23 protein-coding genes are annotated in these 25,670 nt (G+C 51.8%); 9 read left to right on the top strand and 14 right to left on the bottom strand.

Annotated elements, in window-relative coordinates:
* Positions 1–287: 287 nt before the first annotated feature.
* The 4 genes from FDW92_RS14530 to syd form a co-directional block, all read right to left on the bottom strand.
* Entirely contained in the window at positions 288–737 is a 450-nt protein-coding gene (locus tag FDW92_RS14530) for a flavodoxin (protein WP_042310719.1), read from the bottom strand.
* Positions 738–756: 19 nt separating this feature from the next.
* The gene (gene truC / locus FDW92_RS14535) at positions 757–1,539 is read right to left on the bottom strand and encodes a tRNA pseudouridine(65) synthase TruC (protein ID WP_042310721.1); all 783 of its coding nucleotides are present in this window, start codon (positions 1,537–1,539) and stop codon (positions 757–759) included.
* Positions 1,539–1,868 (bottom strand): YqcC family protein, encoded by a 330-nt coding sequence (locus FDW92_RS14540; protein WP_042310722.1) that lies wholly within the window; start codon positions 1,866–1,868, stop codon positions 1,539–1,541. Before FDW92_RS14540 ends, truC begins: the two co-directional genes overlap by 1 nt.
* Positions 1,869–2,500: 632 nt before the next feature.
* A complete protein-coding gene (gene syd, locus FDW92_RS14545; protein ID WP_042310725.1) occupies positions 2,501–3,046 on the bottom strand; it encodes a SecY-interacting protein in 546 nt (181 codons plus the stop codon).
* A gap of 68 nt (positions 3,047–3,114) precedes the next feature.
* Between syd and queF the strand changes: the two genes are divergently transcribed.
* The 5 genes from queF to xni all read left to right on the top strand — a co-directional run bounded on the left by queF (position 3,115) and on the right by xni (position 9,739).
* Positions 3,115–3,963, top strand: coding sequence for an NADPH-dependent 7-cyano-7-deazaguanine reductase QueF (gene queF, locus FDW92_RS14550; RefSeq protein ID WP_042310726.1), 849 nt, complete (start codon positions 3,115–3,117; stop codon positions 3,961–3,963).
* A 236-nt stretch (positions 3,964–4,199) separates the two neighbouring features.
* Complete coding sequence (ppnN, locus tag FDW92_RS14555) at positions 4,200–5,564, top strand: nucleotide 5'-monophosphate nucleosidase PpnN (protein ID WP_042310728.1); 1,365 nt, start codon at positions 4,200–4,202, stop codon at positions 5,562–5,564.
* A gap of 562 nt (positions 5,565–6,126) precedes the next feature.
* Complete coding sequence (locus FDW92_RS14560; RefSeq protein WP_042310730.1) at positions 6,127–7,416, top strand: HAAAP family serine/threonine permease; 1,290 nt, start codon at positions 6,127–6,129, stop codon at positions 7,414–7,416.
* Positions 7,417–7,469: 53 nt separating this feature from the next.
* Entirely contained in the window at positions 7,470–8,837 is a 1,368-nt protein-coding gene (locus FDW92_RS14565; protein WP_042310732.1) for an L-serine ammonia-lyase, read from the top strand.
* 146 nt (positions 8,838–8,983) lie between these two features.
* A complete protein-coding gene (xni, locus tag FDW92_RS14570; RefSeq protein ID WP_042310734.1) occupies positions 8,984–9,739 on the top strand; it encodes a flap endonuclease Xni in 756 nt (251 codons plus the stop codon).
* Positions 9,740–9,820: 81 nt separating this feature from the next.
* Here the strand turns inward: xni and fucO are convergent, their stop codons facing one another.
* The 7 genes from fucO to FDW92_RS14605 form a co-directional block, all read right to left on the bottom strand.
* Entirely contained in the window at positions 9,821–10,969 is a 1,149-nt protein-coding gene (gene fucO / locus FDW92_RS14575; protein WP_042310736.1) for a lactaldehyde reductase, read from the bottom strand.
* A gap of 27 nt (positions 10,970–10,996) precedes the next feature.
* Positions 10,997–11,644: an L-fuculose-phosphate aldolase gene (gene fucA, locus FDW92_RS14580; protein WP_003034062.1), complete on the bottom strand. Its 648-nt coding sequence runs from the start codon at positions 11,642–11,644 to the stop codon at positions 10,997–10,999.
* A gap of 142 nt (positions 11,645–11,786) precedes the next feature.
* Entirely contained in the window at positions 11,787–12,785 is a 999-nt protein-coding gene (locus tag FDW92_RS14585) for a LacI family DNA-binding transcriptional regulator (protein WP_042310738.1), read from the bottom strand.
* 66 nt (positions 12,786–12,851) lie between these two features.
* Positions 12,852–14,432 (bottom strand): FGGY-family carbohydrate kinase, encoded by a 1,581-nt coding sequence (locus tag FDW92_RS14590; RefSeq protein ID WP_042310740.1) that lies wholly within the window; start codon positions 14,430–14,432, stop codon positions 12,852–12,854.
* 53 nt (positions 14,433–14,485) lie between these two features.
* Positions 14,486–15,436, bottom strand: coding sequence for a substrate-binding domain-containing protein (locus FDW92_RS14595; protein WP_003034057.1), 951 nt, complete (start codon positions 15,434–15,436; stop codon positions 14,486–14,488).
* Between the two features lie 73 nt (positions 15,437–15,509).
* Entirely contained in the window at positions 15,510–16,493 is a 984-nt protein-coding gene (locus tag FDW92_RS14600) for an ABC transporter permease (RefSeq protein ID WP_042310741.1), read from the bottom strand.
* Between the two features lie 3 nt (positions 16,494–16,496).
* Positions 16,497–17,996 (bottom strand): sugar ABC transporter ATP-binding protein, encoded by a 1,500-nt coding sequence (locus tag FDW92_RS14605; protein ID WP_042310742.1) that lies wholly within the window; start codon positions 17,994–17,996, stop codon positions 16,497–16,499.
* Positions 17,997–18,461: 465 nt separating this feature from the next.
* On the opposite strand from FDW92_RS14605, the gene fucI reads away from it, so the two are divergent.
* The 4 genes from fucI to fucR all read left to right on the top strand — a co-directional run bounded on the left by fucI (position 18,462) and on the right by fucR (position 22,961).
* The gene (fucI, locus tag FDW92_RS14610; protein ID WP_042310743.1) at positions 18,462–20,237 is read left to right on the top strand and encodes an L-fucose isomerase; all 1,776 of its coding nucleotides are present in this window, start codon (positions 18,462–18,464) and stop codon (positions 20,235–20,237) included.
* Positions 20,238–20,341: 104 nt separating this feature from the next.
* Positions 20,342–21,760: an L-fuculokinase gene (gene fucK, locus FDW92_RS14615; RefSeq protein WP_042310744.1), complete on the top strand. Its 1,419-nt coding sequence runs from the start codon at positions 20,342–20,344 to the stop codon at positions 21,758–21,760.
* A gap of 1 nt (position 21,761) precedes the next feature.
* On the top strand, positions 21,762–22,184 hold the full coding sequence (gene fucU, locus FDW92_RS14620) for an L-fucose mutarotase (RefSeq protein ID WP_042310745.1): 423 nt from the start codon (positions 21,762–21,764) through the stop codon (positions 22,182–22,184).
* Positions 22,185–22,241: 57 nt separating this feature from the next.
* Positions 22,242–22,961, top strand: coding sequence for an L-fucose operon activator (gene fucR, locus FDW92_RS14625; RefSeq protein WP_042310748.1), 720 nt, complete (start codon positions 22,242–22,244; stop codon positions 22,959–22,961).
* A gap of 43 nt (positions 22,962–23,004) precedes the next feature.
* Here fucR and rlmM read toward each other — a convergent pair whose 3' ends face one another.
* The 3 genes from rlmM to gcvA are packed head-to-tail and all read right to left on the bottom strand — an operon-like array spanning position 23,005 to position 25,429.
* Positions 23,005–24,105 carry a 23S rRNA (cytidine(2498)-2'-O)-methyltransferase RlmM gene (rlmM, locus tag FDW92_RS14630; protein ID WP_042310750.1) on the bottom strand — a complete coding sequence of 367 codons (1,101 nt, stop codon included), beginning with the start codon at positions 24,103–24,105 and terminating at the stop codon, positions 23,005–23,007.
* Positions 24,098–24,493 carry a DUF423 domain-containing protein gene (locus FDW92_RS14635; RefSeq protein WP_003034037.1) on the bottom strand — a complete coding sequence of 132 codons (396 nt, stop codon included), beginning with the start codon at positions 24,491–24,493 and terminating at the stop codon, positions 24,098–24,100. The genes rlmM and FDW92_RS14635 overlap by 8 nt, the downstream gene beginning before the upstream one ends.
* Positions 24,494–24,511: 18 nt before the next feature.
* Entirely contained in the window at positions 24,512–25,429 is a 918-nt protein-coding gene (gene gcvA, locus FDW92_RS14640; protein ID WP_038633269.1) for a glycine cleavage system transcriptional regulator GcvA, read from the bottom strand.
* Positions 25,430–25,670 lie beyond the last annotated feature (241 nt).

Raw genomic sequence — 25,670 nt, forward strand, 5'->3', positions numbered from 1 at the left:
CAGAATGAGAGGTTAGTGTGTGGCAGTTTTGGTACAGCTCAGGGCCGTTTTATTCTGACTCGCTGCCATTCCGGGAACTGACGGGAAAAGTATATGAAGGAGTGCCACTTTCCCTCACCGTGCATGAACACAACATTAGGGAGGCAGTGAGAAGTTGTTTGGGGCATAAGCCCAAAGCAGTGGAAGTTAGTTCACGTAATTGGGGTTTTATTGCCGGGTGGCAGCATCGCCTGACCCGGCCTACGGTTTTCTAATGAGGGGGGTTGCATGCCCGTGCGGGCGAGGGATTATTTAAGCAAGGTTCCCCAGTTTTCTACCCAGGGATTAGATTCGCTTTCCGGTTCAGGATGCTCGCTGGCATCAATCAGCAGCATTTCGCCTACGCGCTGCGCGCTTTGTTCCTGTAACAGCGCATCGAACTGCTTGCCGCCATTGCAAAAATTAACGTAGCTGCTGTCGCCAAGCGCAATGACGCCATAACGCAGATTAGGCTGGAAACCGAGATTATCTTTGATTCCCTGAAACAGCGGCACGATGCTATCCGGCAGATCGCCCTGCCCGGTCGTTGAGGTCACCACCAATGCATATTTATCCTGATAAGCCTGCCAGTCGGTAAGCTCCGGGTCTTCAAATACCGTGGCTTTATGGCCCTGCGCAGTTAAAATCGCCTCGGCCTCTTCGGCAACCAGCAGCGCGTTTCCATACATCGTGCCGACAAAAATTCCAATTTCCGCCATAACTTTTATCTCCAGGGACTTAAGAATCTATCTGTTCATCCTGACCTGACAGCCCGCTGAACTCAACCCTTTCATTCTCAGGGAGAAGTCCGCGCCAACCAAACTGTGATAGCGCCTGCATCCAAACCTCATCCAGCCCGGCGCGAATAACCAGCGGTTCGCCAGTAAAGGGATGAGTCAGCTCAAGCTGGCTGGCATGCAGCATCAAGCGCTGACAGCCGAAATGCTCTGCGGCGCTGCGGTTTTGCCGTAAATCACCATGCTTGCTGTCGCCAATTATCGGATGGCGCAAGTGAGCCAAATGGCGTCTGAGCTGGTGCTTACGACCGGTCTGAGGCTCCAGCTCCACCAGCCCGTAACGGGTGGTGGGATAGCGCCCGGTCGCCACCGGCATTTCAACCGTCGCCAGACCGCGATAATGAGTGACCGCAGGCTGCGGCTCTTTATCCTCGCGGGCAAATTTATCGGCTATCTTATCCAGCTCTTCCACCAGCGGGTAATCCAGCACGGCGTCGTCCATCAGCCAGCCACGCACAATCGCATGATAGCGTTTCTGCATTTGATGATGTTCAAACTGCTGAGACAGCAAACGCCCGGCTTCGCTGGACAGCCCCATCAGCAGCACGCCGGAGGTCGGTCTGTCGAGCCGGTGGGCGGTAAACACGTGCTGACCAATCTGGTCGCGCACCGTTTGCATCACCACCACTTTCTCATCGCGGTCGAGCCAACTGCGGTGAACCAGCCAACCAGAAGGTTTATTGACCGCAACCAGCCATTCGTCCTGATAGAGGATCTCCAGCATCAGGCGTTATCACTTGTAAATAGCGCATCCAGTTCCTGCAACGCCGTCAGGAGAATGTCGCGTTGTGGGTGATCGGCCGTCAGCGCCATTTCGTAATACGGTGCGATGGCAAAAGCCTGCGGCAGCGGCTGCGCATTATCAAGCAGGGTATGCATACGGGGAATCAACACCCACTGCAGCCATTCGACCGGCTCCATGGTATCCATACAAAAAGGCTGCGTGCTGGTAAACAGATGCTCCGCTGGCTCGTCCATCCGCCAGTGATGATGTTCACGCAGTAGCGCTTCAAGCGCGTGTAACTGCTGGCGCACACGGTCATGAGTCGTCATGAAATTAACCTCAATGATGAAAAATCTGGCGCGAAGAATAGCACTAGTGAAGAGGAAATAAAAAAAGGGAGCACTGTAAAAACAGTGCTCCCGGTTCGTTTCGCAGCATTCCAGCTACTTTTGGTGCTCCCTGCTCATCCGTGACAACTTTTCCTGTGGTCTTGCGACCTTGTTCATCCTGAACTTTTGCATCCTGCTCACATCACCCCGATGTGAAAACTTCATCCTGAAGTGTCCTGGCCATCCTGACCCGCCGAACATCCTGACCGGCTCTCATTCTCCATCCTGGAGGTGTCCTTTAACGCATCCCGCGCTTTCCGCTTTGCTTCATCCTGAAGCCTGTCCTTGTAACACCATCCTGGTGTGTCCTGCCGAAGAGCCATCATCCTGATGTTCACTTCGTTGTGCGACTCCTTGTCGACAGATATAGAATCGCCTGTTTCGCTTTGTCTTACAAGATACTTACAGACAAACACTTAAGGTAATTTTCATATGAAAGTTGACAATAAAATACTAACAAGTTGAATTGTAAGTAATTAATAGTTTTTCAATTCATTAAGTCTTCACTTATTACCTGGCAATGTCCTACAGGGTTTGTAAGAGATCTCTCACACGATTAAGGGCAAACAGGATTACAGAACTGGCTTAAGTTGAGTGAGGAATTCCGCAAGCGAGGCTGCCAGCACCGTTCGTTGACGGGTTCCCAGCGTTTCTTTGCAAACTTCACCGGACAGGTTGCACACCGAGATGACATCAAGTTCGTTGTCCTGAGTGGCAATGAAAAGCGTAGGCGAGAGCTTGAGTCGCTTTTGCGTAACCAGGTGACCAATCAGGTTTTCCTGAACGCGCCTGAAGTCATCCTCACTCCAGGTTTGCAGCAACGTCAGCTTTTCATTCGCAAACTGCGCGTGCATATCCCCAGCAAACTGGGTGGTGTAAAAAGCGTGAACGGCAGGTTGTATCACAATGTCAAAGGCACGTTCAACCGCATTGACGTTTTTTTCACCGACAAAAGGCTGAGGTTGCCAATAAACCGCATCGTTAGTGGAAGAAATGATGCACGGTGACGGTACACCATACAGCTCTTCGCTGAGCGGCCAGCTGTTGTTTTTGTCATGCCACGCGTCGCAATAACGCGTCGTAAAGGCTGTCAACGCCTGCACTGTCAATTCGTCCACTGATTTCTCTCTTCACAAAAGCCAGGATACACTTGTCGCATAGTGTATCTGGTTTATGACGGTGAAACATGTCTTCTTATGAAAATCATCGGGCGCTTGACGGCCTGACTCTCGGTAAATCAACGGATTATCGGGACAATTACGATGCCAGTCTGTTGCAGGGTGTTCCGCGCAGCCTCAACCGCGACCCGCTGGATCTAAAGGCCGATAATCTGCCTTTTCACGGTGCCGATATCTGGACGCTGTATGAACTGTCATGGCTGAATGCCAACGGCTTACCGCAGGTTGCGGTCGGTCATGTGGAGCTGGATTACACCAGCGTAAATCTGATTGAATCGAAAAGCTTTAAGCTGTACCTGAACAGTTTTAACCAGACGCGTTTTGACTCCTGGGAGGCGGTACGCCAGACGCTGGAAAACGATCTGCGCGCCTGCGCTCAGGGCGATGTCAGCGTGGCGCTATACCGCCTTGACGAGCTGGAAGGACAACCGATTGCCCATTTTAACGGCACCTGTATCGATAATCAGGATATCGTCATTGATAACTACCAGTTCAGCACCGACTATCTGGAAAATGCCGTGAGCGGCGAAAAAGCGGTGGAAGAGACGCTGGTCAGCCACCTGCTGAAATCCAACTGTCTGATCACCCACCAGCCCGACTGGGGCTCCATACAAATTCAGTATCGCGGACGCAAAATCGACCGGGAGAAGCTGCTGCGTTATCTGGTCTCCTTCCGCCACCATAATGAATTTCACGAGCAGTGCGTGGAGCGCATTTTCAATGACATTCTGCGCTTCTGCCAGCCGGAGAAACTGAGCGTCTACGCGCGCTACACGCGGCGTGGTGGTCTGGACATTAACCCATGGCGCACCAATACCGATTTCACGCCAGCTACGGGCCGACTGGTACGTCAGTAATCTTTTTTCTCAATTTTGCGTGTCGGATTCCGCGCGCAAGGTTGTGAAAGGCCATCAGCCAGGGCTATTGTAACTTACTCTAAATAATTCGAGTTGCATGAAGGCGGCGACGCAGCGAATTCCCTGAGCTTACTAAAGTAAGTGACAGGGATGAGCGAGGAAGCCAACGCGTATGCAGCTTGAAGTATGATGAGTATCATCAGGGAATGGCGTTTTGCGTCCCATAAGGAGTCTACTTGATTACACATATTAGCCCACTTGGCTCAATGGACATGTTGTCGCAGCTGGAAGTCGAATTACTTAAACGCACGGCCAGCAGCGACCTGTATCAACTGTTTCGTAACTGTTCACTTGCCGTTCTGAACTCCGGCAGTCTGACCGACAACAGCAAAGAACTGCTGTCCCGCTTTGAAAGTTTCGACATTAACGTGCTGCGCCGCGAACGAGGCGTGAAGCTGGAACTGATTAATCCGCCTGAAGATGCGTTTGTTGATGGGCGCATCATTCGTGCGCTACAAGCCAACCTTTTTGCCGTGCTGCGCGACATTCTGTTCGTCAATGGTCAGATCCATAACGCGGGTCGTTTTCAGCATCTGGATCTCGAAAGTTCGGTGCATATTACCAACCTGGTGTTCTCGATCCTGCGTAACGCCCGGGCGCTACACGTCGGTGAAGCGCCGAACATGGTTGTCTGCTGGGGCGGTCACTCAATCAACGAAAATGAATACCTGTATGCGCGTCGCGTCGGCACCCAGTTGGGCCTGCGTGAGTTGAACATCTGTACCGGCTGCGGTCCGGGAGCGATGGAAGCGCCAATGAAAGGCGCTGCGGTCGGTCACGCCCAGCAGCGTTACAAAGACAGCCGCTTTATTGGTATGACCGAACCGTCAATCATCGCCGCTGAGCCGCCTAACCCGCTGGTTAACGAACTGATCATCATGCCGGACATTGAAAAACGTCTGGAAGCGTTCGTGCGTATCGCCCACGGTATTATCATCTTCCCGGGTGGTGTCGGGACTGCGGAAGAGCTGTTGTATCTGCTGGGGATCTTGATGAACCCGGCAAACAAAGATCAGGTGCTACCGCTGATTTTGACCGGACCAAAAGAGAGTGCCGATTACTTCCGCGTGCTGGACGAATTTATCGTGCACACGCTGGGGGAAGAAGCCCGCCGACACTATCGCATTATCATTGACGATGCGGCGGAAGTTGCGCGTTTGATGAAAAAAGCGATGCCGCTGGTAAAAGAGAACCGTCGCGACACCGGAGATGCCTACAGTTTTAACTGGTCGATTCGTATCGCACCTGATTTGCAGATGCCGTTCGAGCCGTCCCATGAAAACATGGCTAACCTGAAACTGTATCCGGATCAACCCGTTGAAGTTCTGGCGGCCGACCTGCGTCGTGCATTCTCGGGTATTGTGGCCGGTAACGTGAAGGAGGTCGGCATTCGCGCCATCGAAGAGTTTGGCCCGTACAAAATCCACGGTGACCGCGAAATGATGCGTCGCATGGACGATCTCCTGCAGGGCTTCGTTGCGCAGCATCGCATGAAGTTGCCAGGCTCCGCGTACATCCCTTGCTACGAGATCTGCGCCTGACCTTCAACACCCGATAGCAGACGCTACCGCGGTGACAATTTTGTCCATATCAAAGCCGGGTTTGGCGCATACGCCTCCCGGCTTTTTTTAGTGATACCAGTCACATAGCTCAGACGATTATATAAATACCAATGATATATCGTTAAATATAACGCGCCACGCAAACGATTACCTTTAAAAACCAACCGTCATTTATCTTAGGAAATTATTATTAGTCGCCAAAATCCTCTAAAAACAACAGTTTTTACAGCGCAACGCTCGTATCTTCGCGCCTTCGCTTTCATGAGATATGTCGTTAATGTTAGCCTCTGCGCCCGTAAATTCGCTTTGACTATTTTTTAACAGATTAATGGTCCAAATTTATCCACATAAAAGGTGGATTATTGCATTTGGGATCGCGATCACTGATACATTCATTACTAAAATGTATCTTTCCGCCCGCAAATTATTACGGCGAAAAATTATATAAAAAATCGCTCAACGAATTTCGATTTACAGTCGGGTTCTTTCTCATCGGATTGACCCCAAACCCGACTTTTTAAGCTTCCTCCAGGAGAAATAGATGGAAAACACTCAAACCAGCACTATCGTTACGGGTCAGACCCGCAGCGCATGGCGCAAGACAGATACCATGTGGATGCTGGGCCTTTACGGCACGGCGATTGGCGCGGGTGTATTGTTCCTGCCGATTAACGCAGGTGTAGGCGGTATGATCCCGCTGATCATCATGGCGATCCTTGCCTTCCCGATGACCTTCTTTGCACACCGTGGCCTGACCCGCTTCGTGTTGTCCGGTAAAAATCCGGGTGAAGACATTACTGAAGTTGTAGAAGAACACTTTGGCGTTGGCGCGGGTAAACTGATTACCCTGCTCTACTTCTTCGCTATCTACCCGATTCTGTTGGTTTACAGCGTAGCAATCACCAACACCGTTGAAAGCTTCCTGGCTCACCAGCTGGCGATTACTCCGCCGCCGCGTGCCATCCTGTCTCTGATCCTGATTGTCGGTATGATGACCATCGTGCGCTTCGGTGAGCAGATGATCGTTAAGGCGATGAGCATCCTGGTATTCCCGTTTGTTGCCGCCCTGATGCTGCTGGCGCTGTATCTGATCCCTCAGTGGAGCGGTGCGATTCTGGAAACCATGTCTTTTGACTCTGCGGCAACCACCGGCAACGGCCTGCTGTTGACCTTGTGGCTGGCGATTCCGGTAATGGTGTTCTCCTTCAACCACTCCCCGATCATCTCCTCCTTCGCCGTGGCGAAGCGTGAAGAGTACGGTGATGAAGCTGAGAAGAAATGCTCCAAGATTCTGGCATTCGCTCACATCATGATGGTACTGACCGTTATGTTCTTCGTCTTCAGCTGTGTATTCAGCCTGACTCCGGCAGATCTGGCCGCAGCGAAAGAGCAGAACATCTCTATCCTGTCTTACCTGGCGAACCACTTTAACGCGCCGATTATTGCCTGGATGGCACCGATCATCGCGATGATCGCTATCACCAAATCCTTCCTCGGCCACTACCTGGGCGCACGTGAAGGCTTCAACGGGATGGTGATTAAGTCTCTGCGCGGCAAAGGCAAAACCATCGAAATCAACAAACTGAACAAAATCACTGCGCTGTTCATGCTGGTAACCACCTGGATTGTGGCAACGCTGAACCCGAGCATCCTCGGTATGATTGAGACCCTGGGTGGCCCAATCATCGCGATGATTCTGTTCCTGATGCCGATGTATGCCATTCAGAAAGTACCGGCAATGCGTAAATACAGCGGCCATATCAGCAACGTCTTCGTTGTGATTATGGGCCTGATCGCTATCTCCGCTATTTTCTACTCTCTGTTCAGTTAATTCCCCTGCGCCGCTCCTCGGGGCGGCGCACCTCGATACACAATGGACGCCTCATGATTAGCGTATTCGATATTTTCAAAATCGGCATTGGCCCTTCCAGCTCCCATACTGTTGGCCCGATGAAAGCAGGCAAACAATTCACGGATGACCTGATTGCACGCGGAATTCTCACTGACGTAACCCGCGTAGTGGTTGATGTTTATGGCTCTTTGTCCCTGACGGGCAAAGGTCACCATACCGACATCGCGATTATTATGGGTCTGGCGGGTAATCTGCCGGATACCGTAGACATTGATGCCATCCCGGCCTTTATCCAGGATGTGAACACTCATGGGCGTTTGCTGCTGGCGGACGGTCAACATGAGGTCGAATTCCCGGTCGACAAGTGCATGAATTTCCATACGGACAATCTGTCCCTGCACGAAAACGGGATGCGTATTACCGCACTGGCGGGCGAAAAAGCCATTTACAGCCAGACTTACTATTCCATTGGCGGTGGGTTCATCGTTGATGAAGAACATTTTGGTTTACCGAACAACTCTCCGGTAAACGTACCGTATCCGTATAAATCTGCGGCGGACTTGCAACGTCATTGCCAGGAAACCGGCCTGTCGCTTTCCGGTCTGATGATGCAAAACGAACTGGCGCTGCACAGCAAAGAAGAGCTGGAACAGCACTTTGCCAACGTCTGGGAAGTGATGCGTAGCGGGATTGAGCGCGGTATCACCACCGAAGGTGTATTGCCGGGTAAACTGCGCGTTCCGCGTCGTGCGGCGGCGCTACGTCGTATGTTGGTCAGCAGTGACAAAACCACCACTGACCCGATGGCGGTTGTTGACTGGATCAACATGTTCGCGCTGGCCGTGAACGAAGAAAACGCCGCCGGTGGACGCGTGGTGACTGCGCCAACCAACGGCGCATGCGGGATTGTTCCTGCCGTGCTGGCGTACTACGACAAGTTTATCCGTGAAGTGAACGCTAACTCGCTGGCACGCTACATGCTGGTCGCGAGCGCCATCGGCTCGCTGTACAAGATGAACGCCTCTATCTCTGGCGCCGAAGTCGGCTGTCAGGGTGAAGTCGGCGTAGCCTGCTCCATGGCAGCTGCCGGTCTGGCCGAGCTGCTGGGCGGTAGCCCAACGCAGGTATGCATCGCGGCGGAAATCGGTATGGAACACAACCTGGGTCTGACCTGCGATCCGGTTGCCGGCCAGGTTCAGGTACCGTGCATTGAGCGTAATGCCATTGCTTCGGTTAAAGCAGTAAACGCCGCGCGTATGGCGCTGCGCCGTACCAGTGAACCGCGCGTGTGCCTCGATAAAGTCATCGAGACCATGTACGAAACCGGGAAAGACATGAATGCCAAATACCGCGAAACCTCTCGCGGCGGTCTGGCGATGAAGATTGTCACCTGCGATTAAAGCCCAACTTATCCGGCCTACAGTTCCATTGTCATTTGTAGGCCGGATAAGGCGTCAGCCGCCATCTGGCAAAATGTTGATTTCAGATATTCGCCTCCCCCCGCCGTGAATGTTACCCTACGGACTGATCTGTTAGGGAGAACACCGTGGCCGTCCACCTGCTCATTGTCGATGCACTGAATCTTATCCGCCGTATTCACGCCGTACAGGGCTCCCCCTGCGTGGAGACGTGCCAGCACGCGCTCGATCAATTAATTGTGCACAGTCAGCCCACGCACGCCGTGGCGGTCTTTGATGACGAAGCGCGCAACAGCGGCTGGCGTCACCAAAGACTGCCTGACTACAAAGCCGGTCGGCCGCCAATGCCACAAGACTTGTATCAGGAAATGCCCGCCTTACGCGCCGCTTTTGAACAGCGCGGCGTCTGCTGCTGGGTCTCCAGCGGTAATGAAGCCGACGATTTAGCCGCTACTCTGGCGATTAAAGTCTGCCAGGCAGGACATCAAGCCACCATCGTCTCCACCGATAAAGGCTACTGTCAGTTGCTCTCCCCGACGCTGCGTATTCGCGACTATTTTCAGAAGCGCTGGCTGGACGCGCCGTTCATTGAGAAAGAGTTCGGCGTGCTGCCACAACAACTGCCCGATTACTGGGGGCTGGCTGGGATCAGCAGTTCTAAAGTACCGGGGGTCGCAGGTATTGGCCCCAAAAGCGCCACGCAATTGCTGACGCAGTTTCTAACGCTGGAAGGCATTTACGCGCATCTTGATGAGGTGCCGGAAAAGTGGCGCAAGAAACTCGAAGAACATCGGGAAATGGCGTTTCTGTGTCGGGATATCGCGCGACTGCAAACGGACTTACATATCGACGGGAATTTACAGCAGCTACGGCTGGCGCGGTAGTCTTATTGCTGGATGGTGGGGCAAACCCCTTATCCGGCCTACTTACCGTACAACCCTGTAGGCCGGATAAACCCCGGGTGATTACCAGGCGGTATGGTACAGCTCAACGATATCGCCCAGGCTCGCTTCACGCGGATTTCCGCCGGTACAGACATCATCAAATGCAGCCTGCGCCAGTGCAGGAATATCCTCTTTGCGTACGCCTACATCGCGCAGGTGCAGCGGGATCCCAACATCACGGTTAAGGGCAAATACCGCATCCACTGCCGCTTTCCGTGCTTCTGCCAGCGTCAGTCCTTCAACCTTCACGCCCATCACCCGGGCGATATCGCGAAATTTCTCCCCGGTATATTCGGCGTTATAGTGCATCACATGCGGTAGCAAAATGGCATTCGCGACGCCGTGCGGGGTGTTATAAAACGCGCCCAGCGGGTGCGCCATGCCATGCACTAATCCCAGGCCAACGTTGGAAAAACCCATTCCGGCAACGTACTGGCCCAGCGCCATCGCTTCGCCCGCCTGGCTGTCGCCCGCGACCGATCCGCGTAAAGCCCCGGCAATAATTTCAATCGCTTTAATGTGCAGCGCATCGGTAAGCGCCCACGCTGCTCGCGTGATGTATCCTTCAATGGCATGGGTCAGGGCGTCAACACCCGTGGCCGCTTTTAACGCCGCAGGCATGCCGTCCATCATGTCAGCATCGATAAACGCCACCTGCGGAATATCATGTGGATCGACACAAACAAACTTACGCCGGTTTTCTTCATCCGTGATCACGTAGTTAATGGTCACTTCCGCCGCCGTCCCTGCTGTGGTTGGGATAGCCATAACCGGCACGCTCGGGCAGCGCGTCGGGGATAACCCTTCGAGGCTGCGTACATCCGCAAACTCAGGGTTATTGTTGATAATACCAATCGCTTTACAGGTATCCTGCGGGGAGCCTCCGCCAATAGCTATCAAATAGTCTGCGCCACTTTGCTGAAAGACCTCCAATCCTTCCTGTACCACCGCAATGGTTGGGTTAGGAATAACACCTGAATAGATTTCCCACGCCAGACCTGCAGCGTCCATCCGGGACGTCACCTTCTCGACAACACCGCACCGCACCAGATTCTCATCGGTCACAATCAGCGCCTTGCGATAACCACGACGGATGACTTCATCGGTTAATGCACCAACAGCTCCCCGGCCAAACCATGCCGTTTCGTTCAGAATCATTCTGTTCGCCATCGTATTTCTCCTTTTCGCTATGCGAAATTACTCTTCAATTCGTAATCCGTAAGATTTGAATTTCTCCAGCACAATCGCGATCTCCTCATCGTCTAACACCGGAACCGGATCAACAATGGCCAGGGTGCTCAGATAAAGGCGCGCCAGAACTTCTACTTCATGCGCCAACCACAGTGCTTTTTCCAGATTCGCTTCACAAGCAATCAGCCCATGGTGCTGTAAAAGCGTTGCCTTACGGTTTTTCAGGGCGACGCTCACATGCTCTGACAGCTCTCGTGTACCAAACGTCGCATAAGGCGCACACGGAATAGAGTTTCCCCCCGCCGCCGCAATCATGTAATGGATTGCCGGAATTGGACGGTTGAGAATAGAAACGGCCGTACAGTGCACAGCATGGTTATGGACAACCGCATTGGCGTCCGGACGCGTCTGGTAAGCCGCCAGGTGAAAACGCCATTCGCTGGAGGGTAACTGACCTTTATCATATTTTCCGTCGTTATCTACATACACGATCATGTTTTCAGTAAGTCTTTCATAAGGAATACCGCTGGGCGTGATCAACATCCCATTCTCATATCGCGCACTCACATTTCCCGCCGTCCCCTGATTTAATCCAAGGCTGGTCATTTCAAGACAGGTTTCAATGATTTCTCGTGACAAACGCATTCTTTCCATAATGATTCTCCGGGTACAGTTTCTCCTCGTCTTTAATTGCGAAAAATGTAGCCGCAGAATAAGACGGGTCAGGTTTCAGATATGGGCAGCCACTGAATGTGTTTATTCAGATCCAGTTGGCCGATTTATTTATAGCAACGTATTATTGTTGTCTTACGCGCTTAATAAGTTTCATCGGTACTTTTACAGTTTCTTTAATAGGTTGGTCGTCAATGGCACTCATCATCATATCGAATGCTTTTTCCGCCCAAACATTTTCATCCTGCTGCATTGACCAGACATTATTGGCGAGAAATCCCAGCATCGGATGTTCATCGAATGTGCCAATATTAATATCAGGTGAAATTGTGCCGAAACGATGGCGAATAGCGTTAATAGCACCTTCCAGCACGGGTAATGATGAGGCAATAAACGCCTGCGGCTGCCCCTGTTCACCAATCAATCTATCCATCAGTTGAAAACCACCTTCAGGGGTGTTGTCAGGACCTTCACGCACCCAATCACGGTGATGAATACCATTATTCTTCAAAGAATTAAGGTAACCTTGCAAACGATCGCCAATACTGGGTAATCCGGTATCTCCGACTAAAAACCAGATCGGAGCCTTTCCGGCATCAAACAAACTTTGCGTCAACTTTTCGCCGCCTAAAATATTATGACTTTCAACCAGTGCGTTATCGGTATACTTAAAATCACGGTCCAGTAACACCATCGGTTTTCTGACCTGGCGTAAATGGTGTTGCTGATTCTCCAATGTTGAGGGAACAATAAAAAGGCCATCAACATTGCGAGCGATTAACGCTTTGGTCAATTTATTTTCGTAATCAACATCATCATAGGTACAGCTAATCATTAACTGATAACCGGAGCGACGACAGCGTTGCTCAAGTTTCTCGGCGAGAGTGGCAAAAAAAACGTTGGAAATATTTGGAACAATCAGTCCCAATGTATCCGTTTTATTCAATTTCAGGCTGCGGGCCGAATGGTTTATGACGTAACCATAACGCTCAACATATTCATTAATACGCGTTTGGGTTTTGACACTGATTCGATATTGCTCTGCTTTCCCGTTCAGCACCAGTCGTACGGTCGTAACCGATAAATTCAGATCGCTGGCTATCTGTTCTACTGTTTTAGCCATTTATATGCCCCAGTCCACATCCAAAAACGTCAATCTCCAATCATAAAAGTATTTTAAACTTTTGTCTTACTGCATAAGCTGGTTAATCGCCTGCTGCTGATCCCACATCATCAGATAGACCTGGTATTTGCGCTCATAGAAGTCCCGCCGTGCCGGATTAGCCTTAATAACCTCGCCGGAGCGAACCATCGCCTGGCATGCAGATGGAATATTTGCCCACGCGCCGCTTGCTACCGCGCCGGTGATAGCTGCCCCTAACGTCACTACATCTTCCTCCTGCATAAGATGAATATCGCATCCGGTAGCATCGGCATACTCCCGCATCCACAGCGGGTTATGCGTTGCGCCGCCGCACAGCGCCAGTCGGGAAATGGTATGGCCGTTTTCACGCATCACTTCCATAATATGCCGCGTACCGCAGGCAATCGCCTGTAATGTCGCCAGGTACAGGCGAGCCACCTGCATCTCGCCTCGCTCAAGAGTCAAGCCGCAGACGCTGCCCCGGGCATCGGGTCGCGCGCGGGGGGAGCGATTGCCATGGTGATCGGCCAGCACATGCAAATAACGACCAGGTTCAGACTCCTTCCTCTCAAGTTCCGCAACCCATTCGTTGACTAAAACGATCGGATGGCAACCCCGCGCCTCGGCCTTATGAAACAGCTCCGCACTCGCCCCTGATTCCTGGAGCGTCCAGTCGACCAATGCCCCAGCGGCGCTTTGCCCTCCCTCCGTCAACCAGTAGCCCGGCAGCATGGCAGACCAATACGGTCCCCATACGCCCGGCGTATAAATTTCCTGTTCGCTGCATAGCATATGGCAGTTTGACGTTCCGCTAATCAACGCTAACGTTCCCGCTGGCTCAACGCCAGCAAGCGCCAAACCGCCTGCATGGGCATCAATCATCCCACTGGCGACGACAACTGCAGTCGTCAGCCCCAACGCCTGGGCCGCATCGGCGCTAAGCGTTCCCACGGCGGCACCAGGCGGAAGAATATGCGACGGAATTTTGCCCGTTAAATCCGTTAACTCTACGGCGTCGAGCAGAGAGTGGCTAAAGCGTTGTTCATGGGCCAGATAGTTCCATTTACAGGTCAGCGTACACAGACCGGCCACGTCGCTCCCGGTGGCTTTACAGACAAGGTAGTCAGCCAAATCGTAAAAACGATGCGCCCTGTTCCAGGTTGCAGGAAAGTGTTTTTTTAGCCACAGCACCTTGGGAAGCTCCATTTCGACGCTGACTTCACCGCCAACGTAACGCAGAGCCGGATCCTGCGTAGCATTAATATGCTGAGCTTCCTGCACCGCGCGATGGTCCATCCACATGATGATGTTATGGTCTGATGGTTCGCCTGGTGAAACCGCCAGGCCCTGCCCTTGCTCGTCGAGAGCCACCAATGAACAAGTGGCATCGAATCCCAGTGAACGGATATCCTCAATGCAGATCCCGGATGACGATACCGCCCCCTTAACCGCATCGCAAACCTGCTGCCAGATTTCTGCAGATGACTGCTCAACCCGAGCGGGGCCGGGTCGAAACTGCGAGATAGGGCGTGTCGCAAAGGCCAGGCGTTTGCCGCTGGCATCGAACACACCCGCCCTGACACTGGCAGAGCCGACATCCACACCGAGGAAATATCCACTGCTCATAGTAACTCCCTGACGTTAGCTAATAGTGGGGCGAGTACCTCGCCCCAACGCTCTTATTTTTTACCGAATGGGTGTAACAGCTTGTCAATTTCTGGGGTATCAATGTTCTTCGCACTAACGAATTTCACCGGAATATCAATCTCTTTTGGTACAGACTGACCGGATACCGCCGCATTCAGCGTCTTGATACCCTGATAGCCAATCTGGTAGGCGTCCTGCACAACAAAGCCCTGAATCACCCCGGACTTCAGGAAGGCAATAATGGCCTCGGTGCTATCAAAACCAATCACCTTCACTTTGCCTTTCAGGTTTTGACTATCAATTGCGTTTGCTACGCCGAGTGTTGAGCCTTCATTCGTGCCATAAATCCCTGCAATATCCGGGTTGGCCTGGATCATATCGATGGTTTTATCCATCGCTTTTTGCGGATCGCCATCGCTGTACTGGACCGGTAGCACCTGGATATCCGGATATTTTTCCTTCATGCGGGCAATAAACCCTTCTGAACGCTCAATCGCTGAGGAGGTCCCTGCTACGTGCGCAATAATGCCCACTTTTCCTTTGCTGCCCACTTCTGCTGCCAACGCGTCTGCCGCTTCAGCCCCGGCTTTACGGTTATTCGTGGCGACAAAACTGACCGGAATATCAGAATTCACACCGGAGTCAAAGGTCACAACTTTAATGCCGCGTGAATTTGCGGTCTCAACTAATGGTGCCAGCGCATTGGCATCTAACGCGGCCAGCAATAGTCCATTGGGTTTTTGCGCCATCGCGTTTTCAACTAACTGAATCTGCTCGGCAATCTGAGTTTCATCCGCCGGGCCCACATAGCTGGTTTTGTCACCCAACTCTTTTGCTGCCGCTTCCGTCCCCATTTTTACGGTTTGCCAGAATTCATGCTGGAAACCTTTACTGACCACGGGAAGATTCATATCTTTAGCCAAAACGCTGGATGTCATACAGGCCAGCAGGGATAACGCATAGACAAAATTCCTGGTTCTCATTGTTTTACTCCGTTCTGAGTGAGTCACCCTAAACGTCAGGGTTATGATGTCCCGTGACTTCCGGGAGCGTAAATCAACGAATTTTTTTGCGTAAAGTGTCGAGATAAACCGCTGCAATGACCACTACACCCATGGCCACCATTTGCCAGAACTGGGAAACTCCCATCAGGTTCAGACCATTTTTCAACACGCTCATAATGAATGCGCCAATGATAGTGCCGCCGATGGTGCCAATCCCGCCCATCAGGCTGGTACCGCCAATAACGACCGCCGCGATGGCTTCCAGCTCATAACCCACGCCGACCGTCGGCTGACCAGAGTTCAAACGAGAGGCCAGAATGACCCCGGCAATCCCGGTCAGCAGACCACAAAAGGCGTAGACAAAAATTTTGACGCGTTGCACTTTAATCCCGGAAAGATGTGCCGCCACCTCATTACTGCCCACTGCGTAAACATAGCGGCCTATCACCGTTTTCTTCAGGATGTAGGCGGCGATGAGCGCCACCACCACCAGGTAAAAAACGGGATAGGGCAGCACATCAAACAACCGTCCCTGGGCCAGCATTTTGAAGGTGGGGTAATCAGCGAAGTAAATCGCGCGGCCATCGGTCATCACCATATTGATACCTCTGACGGACATCATCAGACCCAGCGTGGCGATAAAAGGCGGGATAGTCATTTTGGTGACCAGCAGGCCATTGATATAGCCGCATAATCCTCCAGCCAGTACACCCGCAAAAATACAGACAGGCAGAGGCAGACCTAGCGTGGCGCAGATACCTACCGCGACACCAGAAAATGCCACGACTGAACCGAGAGAAAGGTCGATCCCTGAAGTGATAATGACGAAGGTAACGCCAATCGCCATAATGCCAATCACCGAGGTTTGCAGGGCAATTGTCATAATGTTTTCAGTGTTAAAGAAAAATGGCGAACCAAAACTAAAAAATATCACCAAAATAATCAGACTTAAAAGTGGCGCAAGGCGCATTAAAAGTTCTTTGTTAATTTTTATTTTCTTATTATTGCTGTCTGAAGAGGTTACAGAGATAGTCATAAGTTAGTCCTCTAACGTCGCATATTGCATGATTTTTTCTTGTGTGGCGTCATCAGAAGCTAGCTCTCCGGTAATACGCCCATTACGCATCACTAAAATGCGATCGCACATACCCAGCACTTCCGGTAATTCAGAGGAGATCATGATAATTGATTTCCCTTTTGCCACCAGCCGATTCATTAATTCATAAATTTCAAGTTTGGCCCCCACATCAATCCCGCGAGTGGGTTCATCAAAGATGAGAATATCGGTGTCTTTACACACCCATCGGGCAATAATAATTTTCTGCTGATTACCACCACTTAAATTCAAGGCAGCTTGCTCTAAATGTGGTGTTTTAATGCGTAGGGCTTTAACCTGTTCCTCGCTGGTTTTCTGGCAACGTGTGCTGTCCACATTGCCAAAACGATCGGAATACTCAGGGTAATTGCCCAACATAATATTGCGCTCAACGGACAGTCCTAATGCCAGCCCCTCTTTTTTCCTGTCCTCGGTTAAATAGCTGATACCCTGTTGGATAGCATCAGGAATATCTTTAATCACCGTAACTTTACCGTTCAGCTTGAGGGTCCCACCATCAATGGGATCCGCGCCAAAAATCGCCCGTGCCAGCTCAGTACGCCCTGCGCCCATCAGGCCGGCGAAGCCCAGGATTTCTCCTTGGTAAAGCGTGAAATCGATATTGTTCAATACACCATTGCGCGTTAGCCTACTCACTTCCAACACGGGCTTACGTTGAGCCAAAGGTTTACGGCGAGGATAAATATTACCGAGGTCGCGCCCGACCATCATGGCAATCAGGTCGCTAATTTTGACCGCATCATAATCCACGGTGGCAATAAACTGCCCATCGCGCATTACCGTAGCGCGATCGGCTATCAGCGCCAGCTCCTCCAGTCGGTGCGAGATGTAAACAATGCCAGTCCCCTGTTCTTTCAATAAACGGGTTACCTGAAATAAGCTGTCGATTTCCGTTTCCGTAAGTGCTGCCGTAGGTTCATCCATAATAAGAATCTTGGCATTGACCGATATCGCTTTAGCTATCTCAACCATTTGTTGTTGAGCAACGGTCAAATCGGCAACCAGCGTATCTGGCGCGATATTCAGGTTTAACTTTTGCAAAATATCGATAGCAGCCTGTCGCTGTTGTTTTTCATCCAGACGCCAGCGATTATTTTTGCAAAACTCCCTGCCAATAAATATATTTTCTTCAACGGTGAGTTCAGGGAAGAGGTTAAATTCCTGATGAATAATCGTGATACCTGCACTTTGTGCACTTAACGGGTTAGCGAAAGTAACCGGCTGCCCCTCAAAAATAATATCCCCTTCATCAGGCTGATAAACACCGGATAAGATCTTCATCAACGTAGACTTTCCTGCGCCATTCTCACCCAGCAGCGCATGAACCTCACCTTTGCGTAAAGCAAAATCCACATTACTCAACGCTAATACGCCGGGAAAACGTTTCGTAATATGACTCATCTGTAAAAATGTTTCAGACATTGCTGCTTTCCTCAATATACAGAAACTGCAGTCAGTGAATCAGGCGAAAACAAGATTGCCAGAGAGCCATCGTCACCGTTAATGCGAATACTACTTACAAGTTCATATGCGTTTTATCAATCATGCTAACTCGAGTTAGCGAAGTGCCTTTTAAAGCTATTTTAGCTACTCAAATTAGCCAAATCATTTGGTTTAAAACTGTGATGCTGAACAGACAATTTATTATATATTTATGATTTAAAAGGTTTTTATTAAAAATCTGCGTATTTGTTTATTTGACGCAGATCGAATTTTAACCACTTCTCGTGAAGCCTCTCACAGTTCCATAACAAAAAAGTTGTGTAAAAAACTCTCCAATACCTAAGCTAACTCGAGTTAGCAAAAATGGGTAATTCAGCCAACTGCGACAGTGGTGTCCAACATCCGCTTTTGCAGCACGGCACAAAGTGAGATGAGGAACCTCGAATGAGAAAAAATAGCTTACCGAAGATTGGTATCCGCCCGGTTATTGATGGTCGTCGTATGGGGGTACGTGAGTCGCTTGAAGAGCAAACCATGAATATGGCGAAAGCCACCGCCGCGCTTATTACGGAAAAACTTCGCCATGCCTGTGGCGCACAAATTGAATGTGTAATTGCCGACACCTGTATTGCCGGTCTGGCGGAATCCGCAGCCTGTGAAGAAAAGTTCAGCAGCCAAAATGTTGGCGTAACGATTACCGTTACCCCTTGCTGGTGCTACGGCAGCGAAACCATCGACATGGATCCGATGCGTCCGAAAGCAATCTGGGGCTTTAACGGCACAGAACGCCCTGGCGCCGTTTATCTTGCTGCCGCGCTGGCTGCGCATAATCAAAAAGGTCTGCCCGCGTTCTCCATTTACGGTCACGACGTACAGGATGCCGGCGACACCACCATCCCCGCCGATGTCGAAGAAAAACTGCTGCGCTTCACCCGGGCGGGCTTAGCCGTTGCCAGTATGAAAGGTAAAAGCTATTTATCCGTAGGCGGCGTTTCTATGGGCATCGCCGGTTCTATTGTCGATCATAACTTCTTTGAATCCTGGCTGGGAATGAAGGTTCAACCTGTTGATATGACTGAACTTCGTCGTCGCATTGATCAAAAAATTTATGACGAAGCTGAACTGGATATCGCACTGGCGTGGGCAGACAAGCATTTCCGCTACGGCGAAGATCAGAACGCGCAACAGTATAAGCGTAACGAAGAACAGAGCCGCGCAGTACTGAAAGAAAGCCTGCTGATGGCGATGTGCATCCGCGACATGATGCAAGGCAATCAGAAACTAGCAGACAAAGGTCGTGTTGAAGAATCGCTGGGTTACAACGCGATTGCCGCGGGATTCCAGGGCCAGCGTCACTGGACGGATCAATATCCAAACGGCGACACTGCCGAAGCACTGCTGAATAGCTCCTTCGACTGGAATGGCGTGCGTGAGCCGTTCGTTGTCGCGACTGAAAACGACAGTCTCAACGGCGTAGCGATGCTGTTTGGTCACCAGCTCACCGGTACAGCACAGGTTTTTGCTGATGTGCGCACCTTCTGGTCGCCAGAGGCGGTGGAGCGTGTCACGGGTAAACCGCTGACCGGGCTGGCTGAGCACGGCATTATTCACCTGATTAACTCCGGCTCGGCTGCACTGGATGGTTCCTGCAAGCAGCGCAATGGCGAAGGGAAACCAACCATGAAGCCGCACTGGGAAATCTCGCAGAAAGAGGCTGATGATTGTCTGGCGGCGACCGAATGGTGTCCGGCTATTCACGAATACTTCCGCGGCGGCGGTTATTCCTCTCGCTTCCTGACCGAGGGCGGTGTGCCATTCACCATGACTCGCATCAATATTATCAAAGGGTTAGGACCGGTACTGCAAATCGCCGAAGGCTGGAGCGTGGAGTTACCAAAAGAGGTGCATGCTCAGCTTGATGCGCGTACCAACTCGACCTGGCCGACCACCTGGTTTGCCCCGCGCTTAACCGGTAAAGGTCCATTCAGCGATGTCTATTCCGTCATGGCTAACTGGGGCGCAAACCACGGTGTGCTGACGATTGGTCACGTCGGCGCGGACTTTATTACGCTTGCCGCCATGCTGCGTATTCCGGTTTGCATGCACAACGTGGAAGACGAAAAAATCTATCGTCCTTCAGCCTGGGCGGCCCACGGTATGGATAGCGAAGGCCAGGATTATCGTGCCTGCCAAAACTACGGCCCGCTGTATAAGCGTTAATGCGACTCCGCCCGGTGGCGCAAGCTTACCGGGCCTACAGGAGCACAACGTGTAGGCCGGATAAGGCGTTTACGCCGCCATCCGGCAACGTCTCGGGAGCGATTATGAAACAAGACGTTATTCTGGTCCTCGATTGTGGCGCAACCAACGTGCGGGCCATTGCCGTTGACCAACAGGGAAAAATTATCGCCCGCGCCTCAACGCCCAACGCCAGTGATATTGCCGCGGAGAATGGCGCCTGGCATCAGTGGTCGCTGGAAGCCATTTTGCAACGCTTCGCCGACTGCTGTCAGCGGCTCTCCACGCAACTGGCCAATTGCCGTATCTGCGGGATCGCCGTCACCACCTTCGGCGTAGACGGTGCGCTGGTCGATCAACACGGCAGGCAGTTATATCCGGTAATCAGTTGGAAGTGCCCGCGCACCGCAGCAGTGATGGAAAACATCCATCGCTACATGTCGCCCCAGCAACTGCAGGAAATCTCCGGCGTCGGCGCGTTCAGCTTCAACACGCTGTATAAACTGGTGTGGCTGAAAGAAAACCATCCACAACTGCTCGAACAGGCACACGCCTGGCTGTTTATTTCGTCGCTTATTAACCACCGTTTAACCGGCAAGTTCACCACAGATATCACTATGGCGGGCACCAGCCAGATGCTGAACATCCAGCAGCGCGATTTCAGTGATGACATTTTGCAGGCAACCGGCATACCGCGCCGACTGTTTCCACGTCTGGTGGAAGCGGGCGAACAGATTGGGGCACTGCAACACGAGGCCGCCAGCCTGCTCGGGCTGCCAGTGGGTATTCCGGTGATATCTGCCGGGCACGACACGCAGTTTGCGCTGTTTGGCGCGGGGGCTCAGCCAGACGAACCGGTGCTCTCTTCCGGTACATGGGAAATTCTGATGGTGCGCAGTGCGCAGGTGAACACCTCTCTGCTCAGCCGTTATGCGGGTTCCACTTGTGAATTAGATAGCCAGGCCGGACTGTACAATCCCGGCATGCAGTGGCTGGCCTCCGGTGTACTCGAATGGGTGCGTAAGCTGTTTTGGACTGCCGAAACGCCCTGGCAGACGCTGATTGACGAAGCCCGGTCCATTCCTGCTGGCGCAGAAGGCGTCAAGATGCACTGCAACCTGCTGGCCTCTCAGAATGCGGGCTGGCAAGGGGTTACGCTCAATACCACCCGCGGGCATTTTTATCGCGCCGCGCTGGAAGGACTGACAGAACAGTTGCAGCGGAATTTGCACACGCTGGAAAAAATCGGTCATTTCCAGGCCTCTGAATTGTTATTGGTTGGCGGGGGCAGCCGTAACGCATTGTGGAACCAGATTAAAGCGAACGTTCTCGGGATCCCTGTCAAAGTGCTGGATGACGCCGAAACCACTGTGGCAGGCGCCGCGATGTTTGCCTGGTCAGGTATGGGCGAATTTACCTCCCCGGAACAGGCTCGTGCCCAGGTGCGCTACCAGTACCGTTACTTCTATCCGCAAACCGAATCTGAACTGACAGGAGTCGAGTAACATGCTCAAAACGATATCACCCTTAATTTCTCCCGACCTGCTGAAGGTGCTGGCTGAGATGGGTCACGGCGATGAGATTATCTTTTCCGATGCCCATTTTCCGGCTCACAGCATGGGACCGCAGGTGATTCGCGCCGACGGTCTGCTGGTCAGCGACCTGCTGCAGGCGATTATTCCGCTTTTTGAACTGGACAGCTACGCCCCGCCGCTGGTGATGATGGCCGCAGTAGAAGGCGACGCTCTCGATCCTGACGTCGAGACTCGCTATCGTCAGGCGCTTTCCTTGCAGGCCCCCTGCCCAGACATCACGCGTATTGACCGCTATGCCTTTTACGAACGCGCGCAAAAGGCGTTTGCGATCGTTATCACAGGAGAGCGGGCAAAGTACGGGAATATTCTTTTAAAAAAAGGGGTAACGCCATAATCTCTGGTCAGAATGCCCGTCTGATACGGGCATTCTGCATAAGATGAGGATCAGAACATGAAAGCGGCGCGCCAGCAGGCAATTGTAGATCTGCTTACCCACCACAAAAGCCTGACAACCGAAGCCCTGTCTTTGCAGCTAAACGTCAGCAAAGAGACCATCCGCCGCGATCTCAGTGAATTACAAACCCGGGGCAAAGTGCTACGCAATCACGGGCGGGCCAAGGCCATTCACCGGAAAAATCAGGACAGTGGCGACCCGTTTCATATTCGACTCAAAAGTCACTATGCGCACAAAGCGGATATTGCGCGGGAAGCGCTGGCATGGATTGAAGAAGGAATGGTGATCGCCTTAGACGCCAGCTCAACCTGCTGGTATCTGGCGCGTCAGCTACCGGACATCGACATTCTCGTTTTCACCAACAGCCACCCCATTTGTCAGGAATTGGCTAAACGCGAACACATTCAGCTCATCAGCTCTGGCGGCCGCCTTGAACGTAAATACGGCTGTTATGTTAATTCCGCGCTCATCTCGCAGCTAAAATCCCTCGATATCGATCTGTTTATTTTTTCCTGCGAAGGGATCGACAGCGATGGCGCGCTCTGGGACTCCAATGCCACCAACGCAGAATTCAAATCCATTATGCTTAAGCGCGCATCGCAATCTTTATTGCTGATCGATAAAAGTAAGTTAAATCGTTCCGGGGAGGCCCGGATTGGGCATCTGGATGATGTGACGCATATCGTGTCAGATACACAGCTGATTGAAACAACATAGACCGGATAAGACGTTTACGCCGCCATCCGGTCTATGTTTAGCGTTATCGCTCGTCCCGACGACCGCCGACGGCCGCCCACAGACGACGCACGTGTACGGTCACTTCTTCCCGATCATGATACAGCTGACGCGCCTGAATCTGGGCATTGACGCCATGCTCATCAAGCTGTGCCTGGATATAGGCCAGATTCTGCGATACCTCTTCGTAACGTTTTTTCATCGGCAGTTTGAGGTTGAAGATCGTCTCGCGACACCAGCCGTTGACCAGCCACTGCGCCATCAGCGCGGCAACCTTCGCCGGCTTCTCCACCATGTCGCACACCATCCATGAGATGTTGTTACGATTCGGGCGATACTTAAATCCGTCTTCGCGCAGCCAGGTGACCTGCCCTGTATCCATCAGGCTTTGCGCCATCGGACCGTTATCCACGGAATAAACCCACATGTTGCGTTTAACCAGTTGATAGGTCCAACCGCCCGGACATGCGCCTAAATCCACGGCATACATGCCGTTGGCCAGACGCTCGTCCCACTCATCTTCTGGAATGAACACATGCAGCGCCTCTTCCAGCTTCAGCGTTGAGCGGCTCGGGGCATCGGCCGGGAACTTCAGGCGCGGAATCCCCATGTAGAACGGGGAGTTATTGTCAGGCCAGGAATAACCCGTATAACAACAGCCAGGGGCGATAAAGAAAACATGAACCACCGGACGTTTCGGCGTTTCATATTTTGCCAGTACGCCCGCTTCGCGCAGCGCCGCGCGCAGCGGTACGGTAAATTTACGGCAGAACTTAACCAGCTCTTTGCTTTCATTGGTGTCGGCGACTTCGACCCGCAGATCGCCGCCTTTTTCCACCACGCCCTGCAACATGCCGACAATTGGCGTAATACGATCTTCCGGCGGTAAATATTGCAGCAGTTCGCCCACAACAAACATCTGACGGGCAAAAATCAGCGAGCTAAACGGCAGTTCTTTCACTAACTTTTCGGCATCGTCCTGCTGATAGCATTCGAAGATCACATAGCCCGCATTGTCTTTAACGCGGGCGAAACCGAAGATTTCCCGACGTCCTGCTTTATCCGTAATTTCTGCGGCGCACTCTTTTTCAAAACCCGGGCGACACAACAATACAACCTTATTCATGGCTAACGCCCTTACGTTTCAATCGAATAGCGCCCACTAACATCAGCGCCCAGCCTACAAGGAAGCTGAAACCGCCGACGGGGGTAACAAACGCCCACAGGCGTAAATGAGAGAGCGCGAGGCAATACAGGCTGCCGCTAAACAGCACCGTCCCTAATGCCAGGAACACGCTACTCCAGTAAAACCAAATGCTAATGCGTCGCTGCATGGCGACGGCCAGCCCGAAGATAGCCAGCGTATGAAACGCCTGATACTCAAGGCCAGTCTGGATCCAACCCATTTCTACGACACCAAGGGTTTTACTCAGAACATGTGCCCCAAAGGCGCCCAACGCCACAAAGATAAAACCACTTACGGCGGCAAAAATCAGCATAAAACGGCTGGTCATGTTAATACCCTACGTAATTTATTGTTCATAACGAAAGCGGAATTTTTCTTGTTCCGAGGCCGCTTTCGCCAGTATCCACTGACGGAAGGCGGCTATTTTACCCAGTTCTGCCTGACTGTCATGACAAACCAGATAAAACGCGTTTTTGCTGACCAGAACATCGTTAAACGGACAGACCAGACGTCCGGCTTCAATTTCGGACTGCGCCATGACGTTATTCGCCAGCGCAATCCCCTGTCCATGGATAGCAGCCTGTAGCACCATGGCGCTATGGCTGAAGATAGGTCCCTGCTGTACGTTGATATGATTCAGGCCAAGCTGGCGCGTATAGGCTTGCCAGTCACGCCGCGATGCATCGTGCAATAATGTGTGTTTTGCCAGGTCATCCGGCGTCTTCAGTGGTTTATCACCGGTGAGTAACAGCGGCGAGCAGACCGGCAATAAATATTCTGCGTACAATTTTTCAACGCGCAGACCCGGCCAGTTGCCGCGTCCGTAGAAAATCGCCACATCAACATCATCAGCCAGTTTGTCTTCCTGACGGTCCACCGCCTGGATCCTGACATCGATTCCCGGATAAGCTGAGTTAAAGCTAGAGAGTCTGGGCACCAGCCATTGGATCGCGAAACTGGGCAATAAACTAACGGTAAGCGCACCTTTTGCACTGCGTGCCTGAAGTTTACGCGTCGCGTCAGTTAATTGCGAAAAAATCTCTTTGATGTCGAGGAAATAGCTTTGACCTTCTTCTGTTAACAACAGAGATCGATTGCGTCGACGAAACAGCTTCAGCCCCAGGAAATCCTCGAGTGACTTGATTTGGTGACTTACTGCGGCCTGCGTCACAAAAAGCTCTTCCGCTGCGCGGGTAAAGCTCAAATGACGCGCTGCAGCATCAAAAACACGCAATGCATTTAGGGGTGGTAATCGTTTTGACATGACTTTTAGGCTTTGATGTTAAATGAATTTAACAATTATCTAACAGGCTGTAACCTATTAGTTTTTTTTATCTGAGCCATTATAAATTGTCCGTTGAGGTTCTACCAGCAAATACCTATAGTGGCGGCACTTCCTGAAGCCGGAACGAAAAGTTTTATCGGAATGCGTGTTCTGGTGGGCTTTTGGCTTACGGTTGTGATGTTGTGTTGTTGTGTTTGCAATTGGTCTGCGATTCAGACCA

Source organism: Citrobacter sp. wls706 (assembly GCF_005281305.1).
Taxonomy (GTDB): Bacteria; Pseudomonadota; Gammaproteobacteria; order Enterobacterales; family Enterobacteriaceae; genus Citrobacter; species Citrobacter werkmanii.

Bases quoted from the DNA above. Each gene is read 5' to 3' on its own strand.
- FDW92_RS14530 (WP_042310719.1), bottom strand. From the start codon at position 737: ATGGCGGAAATTGGAATTTTTGTCGGCACGATGTATGGAAACGCGCTG.
- truC (WP_042310721.1), bottom strand. From the start codon at position 1,539: ATGCTGGAGATCCTCTATCAGGACGAATGGCTGGTTGCGGTCAATAAA.
- FDW92_RS14540 (WP_042310722.1), bottom strand. From the start codon at position 1,868: ATGACGACTCATGACCGTGTGCGCCAGCAGTTACACGCGCTTGAAGCG.
- queF (WP_042310726.1), top strand. From the start codon at position 3,115: ATGTCTTCTTATGAAAATCATCGGGCGCTTGACGGCCTGACTCTCGGT.
- FDW92_RS14560 (WP_042310730.1), top strand. From the start codon at position 6,127: ATGGAAAACACTCAAACCAGCACTATCGTTACGGGTCAGACCCGCAGC.
- FDW92_RS14565 (WP_042310732.1), top strand. From the start codon at position 7,470: ATGATTAGCGTATTCGATATTTTCAAAATCGGCATTGGCCCTTCCAGC.
- fucO (WP_042310736.1), bottom strand. From the start codon at position 10,969: ATGGCGAACAGAATGATTCTGAACGAAACGGCATGGTTTGGCCGGGGA.
- fucA (WP_003034062.1), bottom strand. From the start codon at position 11,644: ATGGAAAGAATGCGTTTGTCACGAGAAATCATTGAAACCTGTCTTGAA.
- FDW92_RS14585 (WP_042310738.1), bottom strand. From the start codon at position 12,785: ATGGCTAAAACAGTAGAACAGATAGCCAGCGATCTGAATTTATCGGTT.
- FDW92_RS14590 (WP_042310740.1), bottom strand. From the start codon at position 14,432: ATGAGCAGTGGATATTTCCTCGGTGTGGATGTCGGCTCTGCCAGTGTC.
- FDW92_RS14595 (WP_003034057.1), bottom strand. From the start codon at position 15,436: ATGAGAACCAGGAATTTTGTCTATGCGTTATCCCTGCTGGCCTGTATG.
- FDW92_RS14600 (WP_042310741.1), bottom strand. From the start codon at position 16,493: ATGACTATCTCTGTAACCTCTTCAGACAGCAATAATAAGAAAATAAAA.
- FDW92_RS14605 (WP_042310742.1), bottom strand. From the start codon at position 17,996: ATGTCTGAAACATTTTTACAGATGAGTCATATTACGAAACGTTTTCCC.
- fucI (WP_042310743.1), top strand. From the start codon at position 18,462: ATGAGAAAAAATAGCTTACCGAAGATTGGTATCCGCCCGGTTATTGAT.
- fucK (WP_042310744.1), top strand. From the start codon at position 20,342: ATGAAACAAGACGTTATTCTGGTCCTCGATTGTGGCGCAACCAACGTG.
- fucU (WP_042310745.1), top strand. From the start codon at position 21,762: ATGCTCAAAACGATATCACCCTTAATTTCTCCCGACCTGCTGAAGGTG.
- fucR (WP_042310748.1), top strand. From the start codon at position 22,242: ATGAAAGCGGCGCGCCAGCAGGCAATTGTAGATCTGCTTACCCACCAC.
- rlmM (WP_042310750.1), bottom strand. From the start codon at position 24,105: ATGAATAAGGTTGTATTGTTGTGTCGCCCGGGTTTTGAAAAAGAGTGC.
- FDW92_RS14635 (WP_003034037.1), bottom strand. From the start codon at position 24,493: ATGACCAGCCGTTTTATGCTGATTTTTGCCGCCGTAAGTGGTTTTATC.
- gcvA (WP_038633269.1), bottom strand. From the start codon at position 25,429: ATGTCAAAACGATTACCACCCCTAAATGCATTGCGTGTTTTTGATGCT.